The organism is Duganella sp. 1411, assembly GCF_017833525.1.
In the GTDB taxonomy this organism is placed as follows: Bacteria; Pseudomonadota; Gammaproteobacteria; order Burkholderiales; family Burkholderiaceae_D; genus Rugamonas.
The window spans coordinates 440,469-454,386 of the sequence record NZ_JAFICD010000004.1; the positions used below are offsets into that span (position 1 = coordinate 440,469).

General features: G+C 64.9%; 13 protein-coding genes. 3 read left to right on the top strand and 10 right to left on the bottom strand.

The window, feature by feature from the left end; translation table 11 throughout:
- Positions 1 to 22: 22 nt before the first annotated feature.
- Complete coding sequence (locus JOD97_RS22825) at positions 23 to 1,255, top strand: ROK family transcriptional regulator (RefSeq protein WP_209723734.1); 1,233 nt, start codon at positions 23 to 25, stop codon at positions 1,253 to 1,255.
- A 180-nt stretch (positions 1,256 to 1,435) separates the two neighbouring features.
- Here the strand turns inward: JOD97_RS22825 and rpsJ are convergent, their stop codons facing one another.
- From rpsJ to rpsL, 5 genes are all read right to left on the bottom strand, one after another.
- Complete coding sequence (gene rpsJ / locus JOD97_RS22830) at positions 1,436 to 1,753, bottom strand: 30S ribosomal protein S10 (RefSeq protein ID WP_005663509.1); 318 nt, start codon at positions 1,751 to 1,753, stop codon at positions 1,436 to 1,438.
- A gap of 127 nt (positions 1,754 to 1,880) precedes the next feature.
- Positions 1,881 to 3,071, bottom strand: a complete 1,191-nt coding sequence (gene tuf / locus JOD97_RS22835; RefSeq protein WP_209720678.1) for an elongation factor Tu — start codon at positions 3,069 to 3,071, stop codon at positions 1,881 to 1,883.
- Between the two features lie 66 nt (positions 3,072 to 3,137).
- The gene (gene fusA, locus JOD97_RS22840; protein WP_209723736.1) at positions 3,138 to 5,243 is read right to left on the bottom strand and encodes an elongation factor G; all 2,106 of its coding nucleotides are present in this window, start codon (positions 5,241 to 5,243) and stop codon (positions 3,138 to 3,140) included.
- 114 nt (positions 5,244 to 5,357) lie between these two features.
- Positions 5,358 to 5,828, bottom strand: coding sequence for a 30S ribosomal protein S7 (gene rpsG, locus JOD97_RS22845; RefSeq protein ID WP_209723738.1), 471 nt, complete (start codon positions 5,826 to 5,828; stop codon positions 5,358 to 5,360).
- Positions 5,829 to 5,983: 155 nt separating this feature from the next.
- Positions 5,984 to 6,367, bottom strand: coding sequence for a 30S ribosomal protein S12 (gene rpsL, locus JOD97_RS22850; protein ID WP_025603541.1), 384 nt, complete (start codon positions 6,365 to 6,367; stop codon positions 5,984 to 5,986).
- A 291-nt stretch (positions 6,368 to 6,658) separates the two neighbouring features.
- Between rpsL and JOD97_RS22855 the strand changes: the two genes are divergently transcribed.
- Together JOD97_RS22855 and JOD97_RS22860 are read left to right on the top strand one after the other, a co-directional pair.
- The gene (locus tag JOD97_RS22855) at positions 6,659 to 8,368 is read left to right on the top strand and encodes a phosphoethanolamine transferase (protein ID WP_209723740.1); all 1,710 of its coding nucleotides are present in this window, start codon (positions 6,659 to 6,661) and stop codon (positions 8,366 to 8,368) included.
- A 119-nt stretch (positions 8,369 to 8,487) separates the two neighbouring features.
- A complete protein-coding gene (locus tag JOD97_RS22860) occupies positions 8,488 to 9,234 on the top strand; it encodes a carbon-nitrogen hydrolase family protein (protein WP_209723742.1) in 747 nt (248 codons plus the stop codon).
- A gap of 112 nt (positions 9,235 to 9,346) precedes the next feature.
- Here the strand turns inward: JOD97_RS22860 and JOD97_RS22865 are convergent, their stop codons facing one another.
- The 5 genes from JOD97_RS22865 to JOD97_RS22885 all read right to left on the bottom strand — a co-directional run bounded on the left by JOD97_RS22865 (position 9,347) and on the right by JOD97_RS22885 (position 13,878).
- Positions 9,347 to 9,811, bottom strand: coding sequence for a DUF2269 domain-containing protein (locus JOD97_RS22865; RefSeq protein WP_209723744.1), 465 nt, complete (start codon positions 9,809 to 9,811; stop codon positions 9,347 to 9,349).
- A gap of 4 nt (positions 9,812 to 9,815) precedes the next feature.
- A complete protein-coding gene (locus JOD97_RS22870) occupies positions 9,816 to 11,090 on the bottom strand; it encodes an SDR family oxidoreductase (protein WP_209723746.1) in 1,275 nt (424 codons plus the stop codon).
- 171 nt (positions 11,091 to 11,261) lie between these two features.
- Positions 11,262 to 12,716: a TIGR01777 family oxidoreductase gene (locus JOD97_RS22875; RefSeq protein ID WP_209723748.1), complete on the bottom strand. Its 1,455-nt coding sequence runs from the start codon at positions 12,714 to 12,716 to the stop codon at positions 11,262 to 11,264.
- On the bottom strand, positions 12,713 to 13,333 hold the full coding sequence (locus JOD97_RS22880) for a DUF4166 domain-containing protein (protein WP_209723750.1): 621 nt from the start codon (positions 13,331 to 13,333) through the stop codon (positions 12,713 to 12,715). Before JOD97_RS22880 ends, JOD97_RS22875 begins: the two co-directional genes overlap by 4 nt.
- Positions 13,330 to 13,878, bottom strand: a complete 549-nt coding sequence (locus tag JOD97_RS22885; RefSeq protein ID WP_209723753.1) for a GbsR/MarR family transcriptional regulator — start codon at positions 13,876 to 13,878, stop codon at positions 13,330 to 13,332. The genes JOD97_RS22880 and JOD97_RS22885 overlap by 4 nt, the downstream gene beginning before the upstream one ends.
- Between the last annotated feature and the right edge of the window lie 40 nt (positions 13,879 to 13,918).

Sequence of the window (13,918 nt, forward strand, 5' to 3'; positions counted from 1 at the left end):
AGCCCCACTCCCAGGATCCCCCATGATCGTCGCCGGCGACCAGCAGTTACTCAAGCAAATCAACCGCATGGCCCTGGTGCGCCAGCTGTGCGGCGCGCCCGGCCTGTCGCGCGCGGCGCTGGCCGAGGCGGTCGGCCTGACCAAGTCCACCGTCAGCCTGCTGGTGCGCGAGCTGATGGACGAGGGCTGGCTGGCCGAGAGCGAACTGGTGGCCACGGGCGCGCTGGGCCGGCGCGCCACGCCGCTGCACCTCGACACCGCCCGCCTGGCGCTGCTGGGGGCCGACCTGGGCGTGGGCGCGGCGCGCCTGGTGGCCACCGATTTGCTGGGCAACGTGCTGGCCGAGCGCGCCCTGCCCTACGCCGACATCGCCGACCCGGCCGCCTGCGTCGGGCTGATCGCCGACGAACTGCTGGCCATGACGGCCGCCGGCGGCGCGCTCGACGGGCGCGCCATGCTGGGCCTGGGCATCGGCGTGCCCGGCGTGGTCGACGACGCCAGCGGCGTATTGCGCTACGCGCCGCACCTGGGCTGGCGCGACGTCGACGTCGCCGCCGGACTGCGCGCCCGCTTCGCCGCCGGCGCGCTGGCCGGGCTGCCGCTATTCATCCAGAACGAGGCCAACGTCGCCGCGCTGGCCGAGCTGGAGTTCTCCGGCCAGGCCGGCGTCGATCCGCTGATCTACCTGAGCATCGGCTACGGCGTCGGCGCCGGCATCGTCGTCAACGGCCGCCTGCTGACCGGCCTGTCCGGCTTCGCGGGCGAGGTCGGCCACACCATCCTGCAACAGGGCGGGCCGCGCTGCACCTGCGGCCGGCGCGGCTGCGCCGACGCGCTGATCGGCCTGCGCGCGCTGATGGACCAAGTCGACGGCGGGTCCGGCGCCGGGCCCGAGCGGCTCGAGCGCCTGTTCGCGCGCACCGCCGACGGCGACGCCGCCGCCTGCCGGGCGGTGGCGGACGCCGGCCGCCACCTCGGCGTGCTGTTGAACAATCTGTGGGTGGCGTTCGACCCGATGTGCATCGTCGTCGGCGGCGCCGCGCTGCGCCTGGGCGAGCGCCTGCTGGGACCGGGGCGCGCGGTGCTGCGCGACTGCGCCGCCGCCACCCGGCTGCCGGCGCCGGTCATCCGCACGCCCGGCTTCGGCGACAACGGCACCGCCATCGGCGGCGCGGCGATGGCGCGCCACCACCTGATGCGCCCGTTCGGCGGCCAGGGCGCCGACGTGGCGCCGCCAAAACCCGCCCGCTTTTAGCGGTACGCCCGCCGCGCCGCTCGGGGGTCGTACCCCCGGGGATACGACCCCGCATGGCCGTGCGGGTTTGCCGGCGTTCCGGAACCCAAGCAACAAAAAGGCCGGGCGTGCTCGCGTTGGCGAACCGGCCCGGCCTTTCCGAACCGGCGCGGGGACAACCCCGCGCCGGTTTATAAACGATTACTGCAGTTTGATTTCGACATCGACGCCAGCTGGCAGGTCCAGCTTCATCAGCGCGTCAACGGTCTTGTCGGTTGGGTCGACGATGTCCATCAGGCGCTGGTGGGTGCGGATCTCGAACTGGTCGCGCGAGGTCTTGTTGACGTGCGGCGAACGCAGGACGTCGAAACGCTGGATGCGGGTTGGCAGCGGGACTGGACCCTTGACCACGGCGCCGGTGCGCTTCGCGGTGTCAACGATTTCCAGTGCGGACTGGTCGATCAGCTTGTAGTCGAAAGCCTTCAGGCGGATACGGATTTTCTGGTTTGGTGCGGACATGATTTTTCCTTGAAAAGAGCGAACTGGCAACTATGTAGCGCCAGCAATTTAAAAAGAACGGATTTGGTACAACAGGGCCGACATGGTAGCACACCATGCCGGCCCTGTTTCAATCACGCAAAATTAATTAGGCGATGATCTTGGCAACAACACCCGCGCCGACGGTACGGCCACCTTCGCGGATTGCGAAGCGCAGACCTTCTTCCATCGCGATCGGGTTGATCAGCTTGACGGTGATCGACACGTTGTCGCCTGGCATAACCATTTCTTTGTCCGCTGGCAGTTCGATCGAACCGGTCACGTCAGTCGTACGGAAGTAGAACTGTGGACGATAGTTGTTGAAGAACGGGGTGTGACGGCCGCCTTCGTCTTTCGACAGGACATAGATCTCGCCGGTGAAGTGGTTGTGCGGCTTGATCGAACCCGGCTTGGCCAGCACCTGGCCACGCTCGACGTCTTCACGCTTGGTGCCGCGCAGCAGCAGACCGACGTTGTCGCCGGCTTGACCCTGGTCCAGCAGCTTGCGGAACATTTCCACGCCGGTGCAGGTGGTCTTGACGGTGTCTTTGATGCCGACGATTTCGATCTCTTCGCCGACCTTGATGATGCCGCGCTCGATACGACCGGTCACCACGGTGCCGCGACCCGAGATCGAGAACACGTCTTCGACTGGCATCAGGAAGGCGCCGTCCACTGCGCGCTCTGGCGTAGGGATGTAGCTGTCCAGTGCGTCGGCCAGGCGCATGATCGAGTCAACGCCCATTTCGCCTTCTTTGCCGTCCAGCGCCATACGGGCCGAACCTTTGATGATCGGCACGTCGTCGCCTGGGAATTCGTATTTCGACAACAATTCACGAACTTCCATTTCGACCAGTTCCAGCAGTTCCGCGTCGTCGACCAGGTCGCACTTGTTCAGGAACACGATGATGTATGGAACGCCAACTTGACGGGCCAGCAGGATGTGCTCGCGGGTCTGTGGCATTGGGCCGTCGGCGGCCGAGCACACCAGGATCGCGCCGTCCATCTGGGCCGCGCCGGTGATCATGTTTTTGATGTAGTCGGCGTGGCCTGGGCAGTCAACGTGGGCGTAGTGACGGCCGGCGGTTTCGTACTCGACGTGGGCGGTGTTGATGGTGATGCCGCGCGCTTTTTCTTCCGGTGCCGCGTCGATCTGGTCGTAGGCTTTAGCTTCGCCGCCGAATTTCTTCGACAGAACGGTAGCGATCGCAGCGGTCAGGGTGGTCTTGCCGTGGTCGACGTGGCCGATGGTGCCGACGTTGACGTGCGGCTTGGTCCGTTCGAATTTCTCTTTTGCCATTTTATTCTTCCTTAGAACAATGTTTTAAATATGCGGCCGGGGATCTCCCGGGCCGCAAATACACAATTACTTAGCTTTAGCGGTAACGATCGCGTCGATAACGTGCTTAGGCGCTTCCGAGTAGTGCTTGAATTCCATCGTGTACGTTGCACGACCTTGCGTTGCGGAACGCAGCGTGGTCGAGTAACCGAACATTTCGGACAGCGGCACTTCGGCTTTGATGATCTTGCCACCGCCGCCTGGGATCTCGTCCATGCCCTGCACCATGCCGCGGCGGGACGACAGGTCGCCCATCACGGTACCGGCGTAGTCTTCCGGCGTTTCCACTTCCACAGCCATCATCGGCTCCAGAATGACTGGCGACGCTTTGCGGCAGCCTTCCTTGAACGCCATCGAAGCGGCCATCTGGAACGCGTTTTCGTTCGAGTCCACATCGTGGTACGAACCGAAGAACAACGTGACCTTGACGTCGACCACTGGGTAGCCGGCCAGAACACCGGTGTTCAAGGTGCCGCGCACACCCTTTTCAACCGCAGGGATGTATTCGCGTGGAACCGTGCCGCCTTTGATGGCGTCAACGAATTCGAAGCCCTTGCCCGGCTCTTGCGGCTCGATCTTCAGCACCACGTGACCGTATTGACCACGACCACCCGACTGCTTGACGAACTTGCCTTCGGATTCTTCGCAGGTCTTGCGGATCGTTTCGCGGTAGGCAACCTGTGGCTTGCCGACGGTCGCTTCCACGCCGAATTCGCGCTTCATGCGGTCGACGATAATTTCCAGGTGCAGCTCGCCCATACCACCGATGATGGTCTGGCCCGATTCTTCGTCGGTCTTGACGCGGAACGACGGATCTTCCTGTGCCAGGCGGTTCAGTGCCAGACCCATTTTTTCCTGGTCGGCCTTGGTTTTTGGTTCCACGGCCTGTTGGATCACCGGCTCGGGGAAGACCATTTTTTCCAGCGTGATGATGGCGGTCGGATCGCACAGGGTTTCGCCCGTGGTCACGTCTTTCAGGCCAACGGCGGCGGCGATGTCGCCGGCGCGCACTTCCTTGATCTCTTCGCGCTGGTTCGCGTGCATCTGCAGAATACGGCCCAGACGCTCTTTACGACCCTTGACCGAGTTGTACACGGTGTCGCCCGAATTGACGGCGCCCGAGTACACGCGGAAGAAGGCCAGCTGGCCGACGAACGGGTCGGTCATGATCTTGAAGGCCAGCGCCGAGAATTTCTCGTCGTCCGATGCTTTACGGGTGGTCGGCTGGTCGTCCTCGTCGGTACCGCCGACGTCTTCGATGTCCAGTGGCGACGGCAGGTATTCGATGACCGCGTCCAACATGGCCTGAACGCCCTTGTTCTTGAAAGCGGTACCGCACATCATCGGCACGATTTCCGAAGCGATGGTGCGATCGCGCAGCGCTTTCTTGATCTCGGCTTCGGACAGGTCGCCCTCTTCCAGGTACTTGTTCATCAGTTCTTCGGTCGCTTCGGCGGCGACTTCCACCATCTTCTCGCGCCACTCGGCGGCCGACGCTGCCAGCTCGGCTGGAATGTCGACGTAGTCGAACTTCATGCCCTGCGACGCTTCGTCCCACAGGATGGCTTTCATCTTGACCAGGTCGATCACGCCCTTGAAGTTTTCTTCGGCGCCGATCGGGATCTGGATCAGGACCGGGTTCGCCTTCAGGCGAGCGCGCATCTGCTCGTAGACCTTGAAGAAGTTGGCGCCGGTACGGTCCATCTTGTTGACGAAGGCCAGACGCGGCACCTTGTACTTGTTAGCCTGGCGCCACACGGTTTCCGACTGTGGCTGCACGCCGCCGACCGCGCAGTAAACCATGCAGGCGCCGTCGAGCACGCGCATCGAGCGTTCCACTTCGATGGTGAAGTCGACGTGGCCCGGGGTGTCGATGATGTTGATGTGGTGCTCAGGGAAATTGTTAGCCATCCCTTTCCAGAAACAGGTCGTCGCGGCCGACGTAATCGTGATGCCGCGCTCTTGTTCCTGCTCCATCCAGTCCATGGTGGCGGCGCCATCGTGGACTTCACCGATCTTGTGGTTCACGCCCGTGTAGAACAGGACGCGCTCGGTGGTGGTGGTCTTACCTGCATCGATGTGAGCGGAGATACCGATATTGCGGTAGCGCTCGATGGGGGTCTTGCGGGCCATAGTTATTCCTAAATCTTTGAATGGACAAAACCGAGCACCATTTTTTGGGTAAAAAATGAGCCCGGCCTCGAACAACAGATAACAGCCAGACCATGAAGGATCCGGCCGATTTTATTAGAAGCGGAAGTGCGAGAACGCCTTGTTCGCTTCAGCCATGCGGTGCACTTCATCGCGACGCTTCATCGCACCGCCACGGCCTTCGGCCGCTTCCATCAGCTCACCGCCGAGGCGTTGTGGCATGGATTTTTCGCTGCGCTTGTTCGCGGCTTCGCGCAACCAACGCATCGACAGGGCCATACGGCGCACTGGGCGTACTTCGACCGGCACCTGGTAGTTTGCACCACCGACGCGACGGGATTTGACTTCAACCAGCGGCTTGGCGTTGTTGATCGCGGTAGCGAACACTTCCAGCGGGTCTTTGCCGGATTTAGCGGCGATGTGCTCGAAGGCACCGTAGATGATGTTTTCTGCGACCGATTTTTTACCGGACAGCATCAGAACGTTCACGAACTTGGCGACATCCGTGTTGCCGAATTTTGGATCCGGCAGAATTTCGCGCTTGGGTACTTCACGACGACGTGGCATATCAATTCCTTTCAATCTTCAGTTGAGGTGCGCAGATATGGGATTCGCACTCTCGCGGAGGGCCATCATAGCCATCCACTTACTCGACCAGTTGCGGTCGATTACATTCACTTAGCTAGCTGCCACCGAGCGAAAACTTTTGTTTTTAATGCAGATTACTTCTTACCAGCCTTGGCGCGCTTGGTACCGTATTTCGAGCGGGCTTGCTTACGGTCTTTGACGCCCTGGGTATCCAGTGCACCGCGAACCATGTGGTAACGCACACCCGGCAAATCTTTTACGCGGCCGCCGCGCAGCAGGACAACGCTGTGCTCTTGCAGGTTGTGGCCTTCACCGCCGATGTACGAAATGACTTCGAAACCGTTGGTCAGACGCACTTTGGCGACTTTACGCAAAGCCGAGTTAGGCTTCTTAGGAGTGGTGGTGTACACACGGGTGCAAACACCACGCTTTTGCGGGCTGTTTTCCAGCGCCGGCGATTTGCTTTTCACGGTCAGGGCGACGCGTGGATTGCGAATCAGTTGATTGATGGTTGGCATCGTTCTAAACCCAACTAAATAACAACGTTGAACACCCGGACAACATGTCCGGGGACTAAAACCTAGTCTCTTCTAAATGTGCAGCGGAGGCGCGAATAGCCACTCGCGGGGAGCGGCCTGAAACAGCGTATACGATGCGCAGACTAAATAGAGAACTCGCGAGTATAGACGTGATCGGATGACCCGTCAAACTTTTTCGCGGCGGCGGGCGCCGTCGCCGGGCCGTAAAAACTGGCCCAGAGGCAAGGAAACGCTTGATAATGGCAAACATTAACACAAATTGCTTCTGGAATGCGCCGCCTCTTCCCCGTACCGTCCCCGTCCCCGCCCGCCGCCCCGCTGTTCGTGCTCGCCAGCTACCTGCTGCTGTCGCTGGTGCCGTGCCTGCCGCTGTTGCTGGGACGGCAAGTGCCGGACCTGTGGCGCGTGCTCGCCGCCGAACTGCTGGCCTGGGTGGCGGTGTGGGCCGTGTTCCAGCGCCCGGCCTGGTTCCACTGGCTGCTGCTGCCGGCGCTGCTGGCCTTGCCGACCGAGCTCTACCTGATCCTGTACTACGGCCAGGGCATCTCCACCCACCACCTGGGCATCATCGCCGAAAGCAGCCCCAAGGAGGCGATGGAGTTTCTCGGCAACAAGATCTGGCTGATGGCGGCCGTCATGCTGGGCGTGCTCGGCTGGTGGCTGGCGCTCTGGCTGGCGGCGCGCCGCAGTCCGCAACTGGCCTGGCGCGGAAAAAGCCGCTGGATCGCGCTCTGTATATTAGGGGTGCTGGCGGGACTGGCGGCGAACGGGCGCGCGCCGCTCGGCTTGGGCGACTTCGCCGCGTCGTGGCCGCTCGGGCTGCCGGCGCGCGGGCTGGACTTCTACAAGGAGCGGCTCTACCTGGCGCGGCTGGGGCAGCGCAGCAGCGCCTTCCACTTCCACGCGCACCAGCCGGAGCCGAACGGCCGGCCGGAGATCGTCGTCATGGTGCTGGGCGAATCGTCGCGCTACGACCGCTGGGGCGTCAACGGCTACGCGCGCGACACCACGCCGCTGCTGCGCCGGGAGCCCAACCTCGTGACGCTGAGCGACGTCATCACGGCGGTCTCGGCGACGCGGCTATCGATCCCGGTCATCGTCTCGCGCAAGCCGGCGATGCAAAGCCTGAAGGAAGGGTTCTCGGAGAAATCCTTCCTCACCGCCTACAAGGAGGCCGGCTTCAAGACCTGGTGGTTGTCGAACCAGATCTCGTTCGGCCAATTCGACACGCCGGTATCGGTGTTCGCCAAGGAGGCCGACGTGATCCAGTTCATGAACCTGGGCGGCTACAACGAGCGCTCCAACCTCGACCAGATTTTGCTCGAACCGCTGCGGCGCGCGATCGCCGACCCGGCGCCGAAAAAGCTGATCGTGCTGCACACCTTGGGCAGCCACTGGAACTACGGCCAGCGCTATCCCAAGGAGTTCGACCAATGGCAGCCTTCGCTGTACGGCGTCGACAAGCCGGTGCACACCGACATCCGGATCAAGCCGGAGATGAACAACAGCTACGACAACTCGATCCTGTACACGGACTGGTTCCTGTCGCAGGTAATCGGGCAGCTCAAGGACACGGCGGAGCTGACATCGATGATGTACGTGGCCGACCACGGCCAGACCCTGTACGACGGCAGCTGCCGCCTCGCCTTCCACGGTCACAACACGCAGTTCGAATTCCACGTGCCGGCGCTGGTGTGGTATTCGGACGCGTACCGGGAGCGCTACCCGGACAAGGTCAAACAGCTGCTGCGCCACCGCAAGGCCAGGCTGGCGACGGAAAACATCTTCCACACCTTGCTCGACCTGGGCGACATCGGCTACGCCGACGAGCGGCTCGAATGGAGCTTCATCAGCAAGCGCTTCAAGCCGCACCAGCGCCACGTCGACAGCTACGGCTGGAGCAACTACGACAACGCCAGCTTCAAGGGCGACTGCCGCGAAGTGATCGACAAGGGCAAGCCGCTGACGCAGGAGAAATAAACTCCGGGGTCAGGTCCACCATTTCTACACGAGCTAGGCTGTAAAGGCGCGGTATCGCCGAGCACGTGTAGCATTGCCGGACCTGACCCCGGGTTGATTTTAGAAAGGGAAAAATAATCATGGCTATTTGCATCGCCGCGGCGCAATCGCCATCGGTCGCCGGCGACCTGCGGGCGAACGTCCGCATCCACCTGCGATTCATCGACGCGGCGCGCGCGCACGGCGCCGAACTGCTGGTGTTTCCCGAGTTGTCGCTGAGCGGATATGAATTGCCGTTGCTGCGCGACCTTGCGCTCGCGCCGGACGACGACCGGCTGGCGCCGATCCGCGAGGCCGCCATCGCCGCCGGCATGACCGTGGTGGTCGGCGCGCCGCTGGCCGGCGGTGGCGAGGCGCCGCCTTACATCGCCGCCTTCGCCTACCGGCCGGACGGCACGTCCGCCGTCTACCGCAAACAATATCTGCACGCCGGCGAAGAGCGATACGTCCAGGCCGGCCCGATCGAGGCGCATGGCGACGCGATCAACGGCCGCCGCTACGCGCTGGCGATCTGCGCCGACACCACGCACCGCGCCCACGCCGCGGCGGCGGCCGAAGCGGGAGCATCGCTGTACCTGGCCGGCGTGCTGATCTCCAGGGGCGGCTACGAGCGCGACGCCGCGCTGCTGCAACAGTACGCGGCCGACTTCGGCATGGGCGTCCTGATGGCCAATCACGCCGCGCCGTCCGGCGGCTACGATGTCGCCGGGGGCAGCGCCGTGTGGGCGGCCGGCGGCCCGCTGCTGGCGCGGGCCGACGGCCCAGGCGAATATCTGGTCATCGCCCGCGACGACGACGGCTGGCTGGGCACGGTCGTGCCGCTATAGCGACCGCCCACGTCTAGAAGTCGGGGTCAAGTCTAACATTGCTACACGTGCCCGGCCGTATCGCGCCTTTACAGCCCAGCCCGTGTAGAAATGTTAGACCTGACCCCGGAGTTTAAGCAGGCTTGTGCACCATCAGCCAGTACACCACCAGCAACCCGATGAAGGCCGGGAAGCCGAGCGCGGTCCAGATTTTCTCGTAGCGCCAGTAGCGCGCCGGCAGTTGCGCGCCGTTGGCGGCGGCATGCGCTGCCATGTCACGCATCTTCAGTTGCAGCCACACCACCGGCAGCCAGCAGGCGCCGGCCAGCAAGTACAGCGCGAACGACCAGACAATCCAGCGCGACGACAGCGCGAAGCCGCCCAGGTGGATCATCCAGAAACCCGACAGCGGCTGCACGATCACCGACGGCGTGGTGAACCACCAGTCGGCCCTGGCCACCAGCCGCGTGACCACCGCGATCGCCTGCACATTGCGCGTGCGGTTGACGAAGAACATATAAAACGCCGTGCCGAAACCGGTGCCGAACATCAGCGTGGCCGACAGGATGTGCGCCCATTTGATTGCCAGGTATTCCATGATTTCAATCCTTCCTGGCGCTCAGGCGCCACATTACCGCCATCATCGCCAGCAGCGGCAGGTTCTTGCTGAGCGGGCCGAACGGATGCAGCCAGAAATGCGGCAGACACACGCTCATCACCGTCGTATAGCCGCCCACCAGCGCCAGCTGCAACGCCCACAGCCAGCGGCGCGGGCGCAGTAGCAGCAGCACGCCGACGGCGGCATCGGTCAGACTGGCCGCCAGCAGCATCGGTTCCCGCCAGACGGGCGGCACGCCGCACGCGCCCAGCCATCCCGTGCTCTCGGCGTGCGGCCAGGCGAACCAAGACACATACGCGGTCACCAGCCACAGTATCGCCATCGCCACCGCGACCAGTCGCGCGCCCCACGACCACACGGCGACGATGCGCTGGGCCGGCCGCGTGAAGCGGGCCGGGTCGCGCGGGGTCCGGCCCAGCAGCGCGGCGACGGGGCCGGCGTCGGCGCTGTTGCCGCCGTCGGCGCTGCGCTCGAGCATCAGCAACGATTCCGGCGTCAGCGCGCTCGATGGCATCGCGCCGGCCACCCGCGCCACCAGCCGCGCGACCGGCATCGGCAAATCCAGCACCAGCGCCGATGGCGCCTCCATGCCGTCGCGCAGCGCGTCGAGGTAGTCCGCCATCGTCAGCGCGCGCGGGCCGACTGCGGCCAGCTCGCGGGGCGTTTCGCCCTCATGCATGACCAGCCGCACCAGCAGCGCCGCCAGATCGTCGACATGGATCGGCTGCACCCGGGCGCCGTGCGCCATCGGCATCGCCAGCAGCGGCAGCGTGGCCAGCATGCGGAACATGACGCTGCTGGCGCCATCGTCGCCGTACACCAGCGACGGCCGGACGACGGTGGCGTCGAGCCGGCGCGCCAGCAGGTCGGCGTCGGCCGCGCCCTTGCTGCGCCAGTAGGCGGTGGCCGCGTCGGGATGGCTACCCAGCGCCGACACCTGCACCACGCGCCGCACGCCGAGCCGCTCGCAGGCGGCGAACAGCGTCACCGGCGCGGCGCGGTGCAGGCGGTCGAAATCGCCCTCGCGCGCCTCGCGGAGGATGCCGACGCAGTTGACGACGGCGTCCACGCCGGCCAGCAGCGGCAGCCAGTCGCGCTCCCGCGTCATGGCGCCGAAGTCCAGCTCCAGCCAATCGTCGGCGCGCGCGCCGGGCGGACGGCGGCGGCTCGCGCCGACGGCCGCGCAACCGGCCGCGCGCAAGGCACGCAGCACATGGCCGCCGATCAATCCCGTCGCACCGATCACCAGCACTTTCATACAGCCTCCATATTCCGGGGTTAAGTCCTAGTGCCGCAAAGTTAAGCGGACATCGGAATCACGTAGGGCGGATTAGCGCAGCGTAATCCGCCATGCGCCGTCGGCGGCTCATCGATGGCCGATTACGGCGTTCCGCCTAATCCGCCCTACGAAAATCGGCTTAACGCACGGTTAGACCAGGCTGCGCAGCGCGCCGTCCAGGGTCGGATGGCGGAACGCGTAGCCTTCGCGCAGCAGCCGCTGCGGCGCCACGCGCTGCCCCTCCAGCAACAGATCGGCCTGCTCGCCCAGCGCCAGCCGCATCGGCCAGCCCGGCGTCGGGAACCCGTACGGCCGCCCCAGCACCGACGCGGCCACCCGGCTGAACCCCGCCTGGCGCACGCTTTCCGGCGCCGTGAAGTTGTAGGCGCCGCTGCCGCTGCCGCCGGCGCGGCACAGGTGGGCGATGCCGCCAATCAGGTCGTCGACGTGGATCCACGACAACCACTGCGCGCCGCCGCCCAGCGGCCCGCCCAGCCCCAGCTTGACCGGCAACAGCATCATCGGCAGCGCGCCCTGCGTGCCCAGCACCAGCCCGAAGCGCATGCACGCGACGCGCACGCCGTGCGCCGCCGCCCCTTGCGCGGCCTCTTCCCATTCGCGGCACAGGTCGGACATGAACATCGGTTGCGGTCCGTCCGCCTCGGTCAGCACCGTGTCGTCGCCGCGCCGCTGGATGCCGTAGTAGCCGATGGCCGACGCCGACAACAGCAGCGCCGGCTTGTGCTCGGCCGCGCCGATCCAGTCGACCACCTTGCGCGTCAAGTCGATACGGCTCTTGCGCAGCGCGGCGCGCCGCTTGGCCGTCCAGCGCCAGCCCAGGATGCGCGCGCCGGCCAGGTTGACGACCACGTCGATCCGCCGCGACGACGGCAAGCGGTCCATGCTCTCCACGCACTCGACCCGGCCCTCGAACAGCCACGCCGCCTGGCGCGGCTGGCGGCTCAGCACCGTGACGCGGTGGCCGTCGCGCAGCAAGGCGCGCACCAGGCGCTGGCCGATGAAGCCCGTGGCGCCGGTCACCAGGAAACCGCGCTCGCCGTCCGCGAAGCGCGTGGCTGGCGCCCCGGCCTCCCGCAGCGCCAGCTTGCCGATGGCGCGCGCGGCCCAGGCGTCGCGCAGGCCGGACAAGCCCACGCCGACCCCGCACAGCGCGAGGAAAACGCTCAACGCGCCCTGCGGCTGCCACACCAGCGCCGTCGGCAGCGCCAGCAGGGCCGGGGTGTTCAACGCCAGCAGCGCGATGAAGGCGCCGCCGTTCATCGCCAGCACCGTGTGCGTGACGCGCTCGGTCGCCGGCAGCAGGCGGGTACGGTCCTCGACCACGAAGTCCCACAACGTCAGCACGATTTCGACCGCGAACACCAGCAGCAGCGCCGCCGCCCACGCGCCTTGAAACGACCACGCGGACAGCCCGATGAACATCGCGCTATATATCAGCGCGCGCGTCGCGTGGATCGACAGTTCGCGCCGCGCGCTGGGTCGCCCCGGCAGCGCTTCGGTCAATTCGTGGTGGTAGAGCGTGTCGAAGGCGCCGAGGCAGCCCTGGAAGGCCATCAGTTGCAACGCCAGTAAATGGGTGTTCATGCGGTCACCTCCCTGAATACGCCCGCCTGGGTGAATGTGGTGCCGAACAGCGCATGCCGTATCTCGATGCGGATGTCGAACTGGTTGGCGTTGTTATTGCGATGGCACAGGAAGGTCTTGCCCGGCGTGAGCCAAGCGGGCAGCGGAACGCGAACGCCGAACAGCTCCCAGAAATAACCGTCGCTTTCGAAGTGCAGATTGCCGTCCCGGACATCGAGCACCAGCTTCATGCCCAGTCCCGCGCCGACGTATTCCAGCACCTCCCCTTGCTGACTTTCGGCCATGTAGGAGGTGAACATCACCGGCTTGCGGGCGTTGAGGCGGTAGGTGCGCTGCTTGAAGATCCAGGCGCAATCGCGCTTCGAGTAGACTTCGATATCGACCGGGAAGTCGGCGTCGTTATACGGCATCAGCGCGCCCTTAACGAAGGGCATGCTCAGATACCCGAGCACGCGGCCGAGCCGCGAACAAGTCAGCTCGGACAAATGGCCCGTGTAATACAGCGACTTGCCGGGCAAGGGGTTCTTGTCGAAGCGGGCCTGGATATCCGGATGCAGCTTGCCCCATTCCCGGCCCAGGATCTTTTTAAACAGTTCGCCTTCGGACGGGATCATCATTTGCCCGCCTCCGCCTTGTCGTCGCCGCCGAGCAGGCGGGCGACCTTGCCGCCCATCTTCAGGAAGCGCCGCAGGGTCGCCGGCGGCAGGTGCTTGTAGTCGCCGTAGGTGGCGGTGAGCATTTCGAGGAAGTCCAGCACCTGCTCCATCTTGACCTTGGTGGCCGGCTCCAGCGCCGGGTCGTGCTCCGCCTCGAGCGCGCATTCGCGCAGCACCGTCAGGGTCGGGTCGATCTCGCGCTTCTTGCGCTCCTCGACGATGACGCGGAACACCTCCCACACGTCCTGCAGCGCGACGAAGTGGTCGCGGCGGTCGCCGGCCAGGTGGGTGATGCGCACCAGGCCCCAGCTTTGCAGCTCCTTGAGGCTGTTGCTGACGTTGGAGCGCGCCACGGCCAGCGTCTCGGCGATCTCCTCGGCCGGCAGCGGCTGGTTCGACAGGAACAGCAGCGCGTGGATCTGCGCCACCGTGCGGTTGACGCCCCAGCGCGTGCCCATCTCGCCCCAGTGCAGGATGTATTTTTGGATGGTCGGCGCGAGGATCATGGATTTCTTTCATTTCTGTCGTTACAGAAATAATAGAATT

Excerpts from the sequence above, each read along its gene's own strand:
- JOD97_RS22825 (WP_209723734.1), top strand. The coding sequence starts at position 23 with ATGATCGTCGCCGGCGACCAGCAGTTACTCAAGCAAATCAACCGCATG.
- rpsJ (WP_005663509.1), bottom strand. The coding sequence starts at position 1,753 with ATGTCCGCACCAAACCAGAAAATCCGTATCCGCCTGAAGGCTTTCGAC.
- tuf (WP_209720678.1), bottom strand. The coding sequence starts at position 3,071 with ATGGCAAAAGAGAAATTCGAACGGACCAAGCCGCACGTCAACGTCGGC.
- fusA (WP_209723736.1), bottom strand. The coding sequence starts at position 5,243 with ATGGCCCGCAAGACCCCCATCGAGCGCTACCGCAATATCGGTATCTCC.
- rpsG (WP_209723738.1), bottom strand. The coding sequence starts at position 5,828 with ATGCCACGTCGTCGTGAAGTACCCAAGCGCGAAATTCTGCCGGATCCA.
- rpsL (WP_025603541.1), bottom strand. The coding sequence starts at position 6,367 with ATGCCAACCATCAATCAACTGATTCGCAATCCACGCGTCGCCCTGACC.
- JOD97_RS22855 (WP_209723740.1), top strand. The coding sequence starts at position 6,659 with ATGCGCCGCCTCTTCCCCGTACCGTCCCCGTCCCCGCCCGCCGCCCCG.
- JOD97_RS22860 (WP_209723742.1), top strand. The coding sequence starts at position 8,488 with ATGGCTATTTGCATCGCCGCGGCGCAATCGCCATCGGTCGCCGGCGAC.
- JOD97_RS22865 (WP_209723744.1), bottom strand. The coding sequence starts at position 9,811 with ATGGAATACCTGGCAATCAAATGGGCGCACATCCTGTCGGCCACGCTG.
- JOD97_RS22870 (WP_209723746.1), bottom strand. The coding sequence starts at position 11,090 with ATGAAAGTGCTGGTGATCGGTGCGACGGGATTGATCGGCGGCCATGTG.
- JOD97_RS22875 (WP_209723748.1), bottom strand. The coding sequence starts at position 12,716 with ATGAACACCCATTTACTGGCGTTGCAACTGATGGCCTTCCAGGGCTGC.
- JOD97_RS22880 (WP_209723750.1), bottom strand. The coding sequence starts at position 13,333 with ATGATGATCCCGTCCGAAGGCGAACTGTTTAAAAAGATCCTGGGCCGG.
- JOD97_RS22885 (WP_209723753.1), bottom strand. The coding sequence starts at position 13,878 with ATGATCCTCGCGCCGACCATCCAAAAATACATCCTGCACTGGGGCGAG.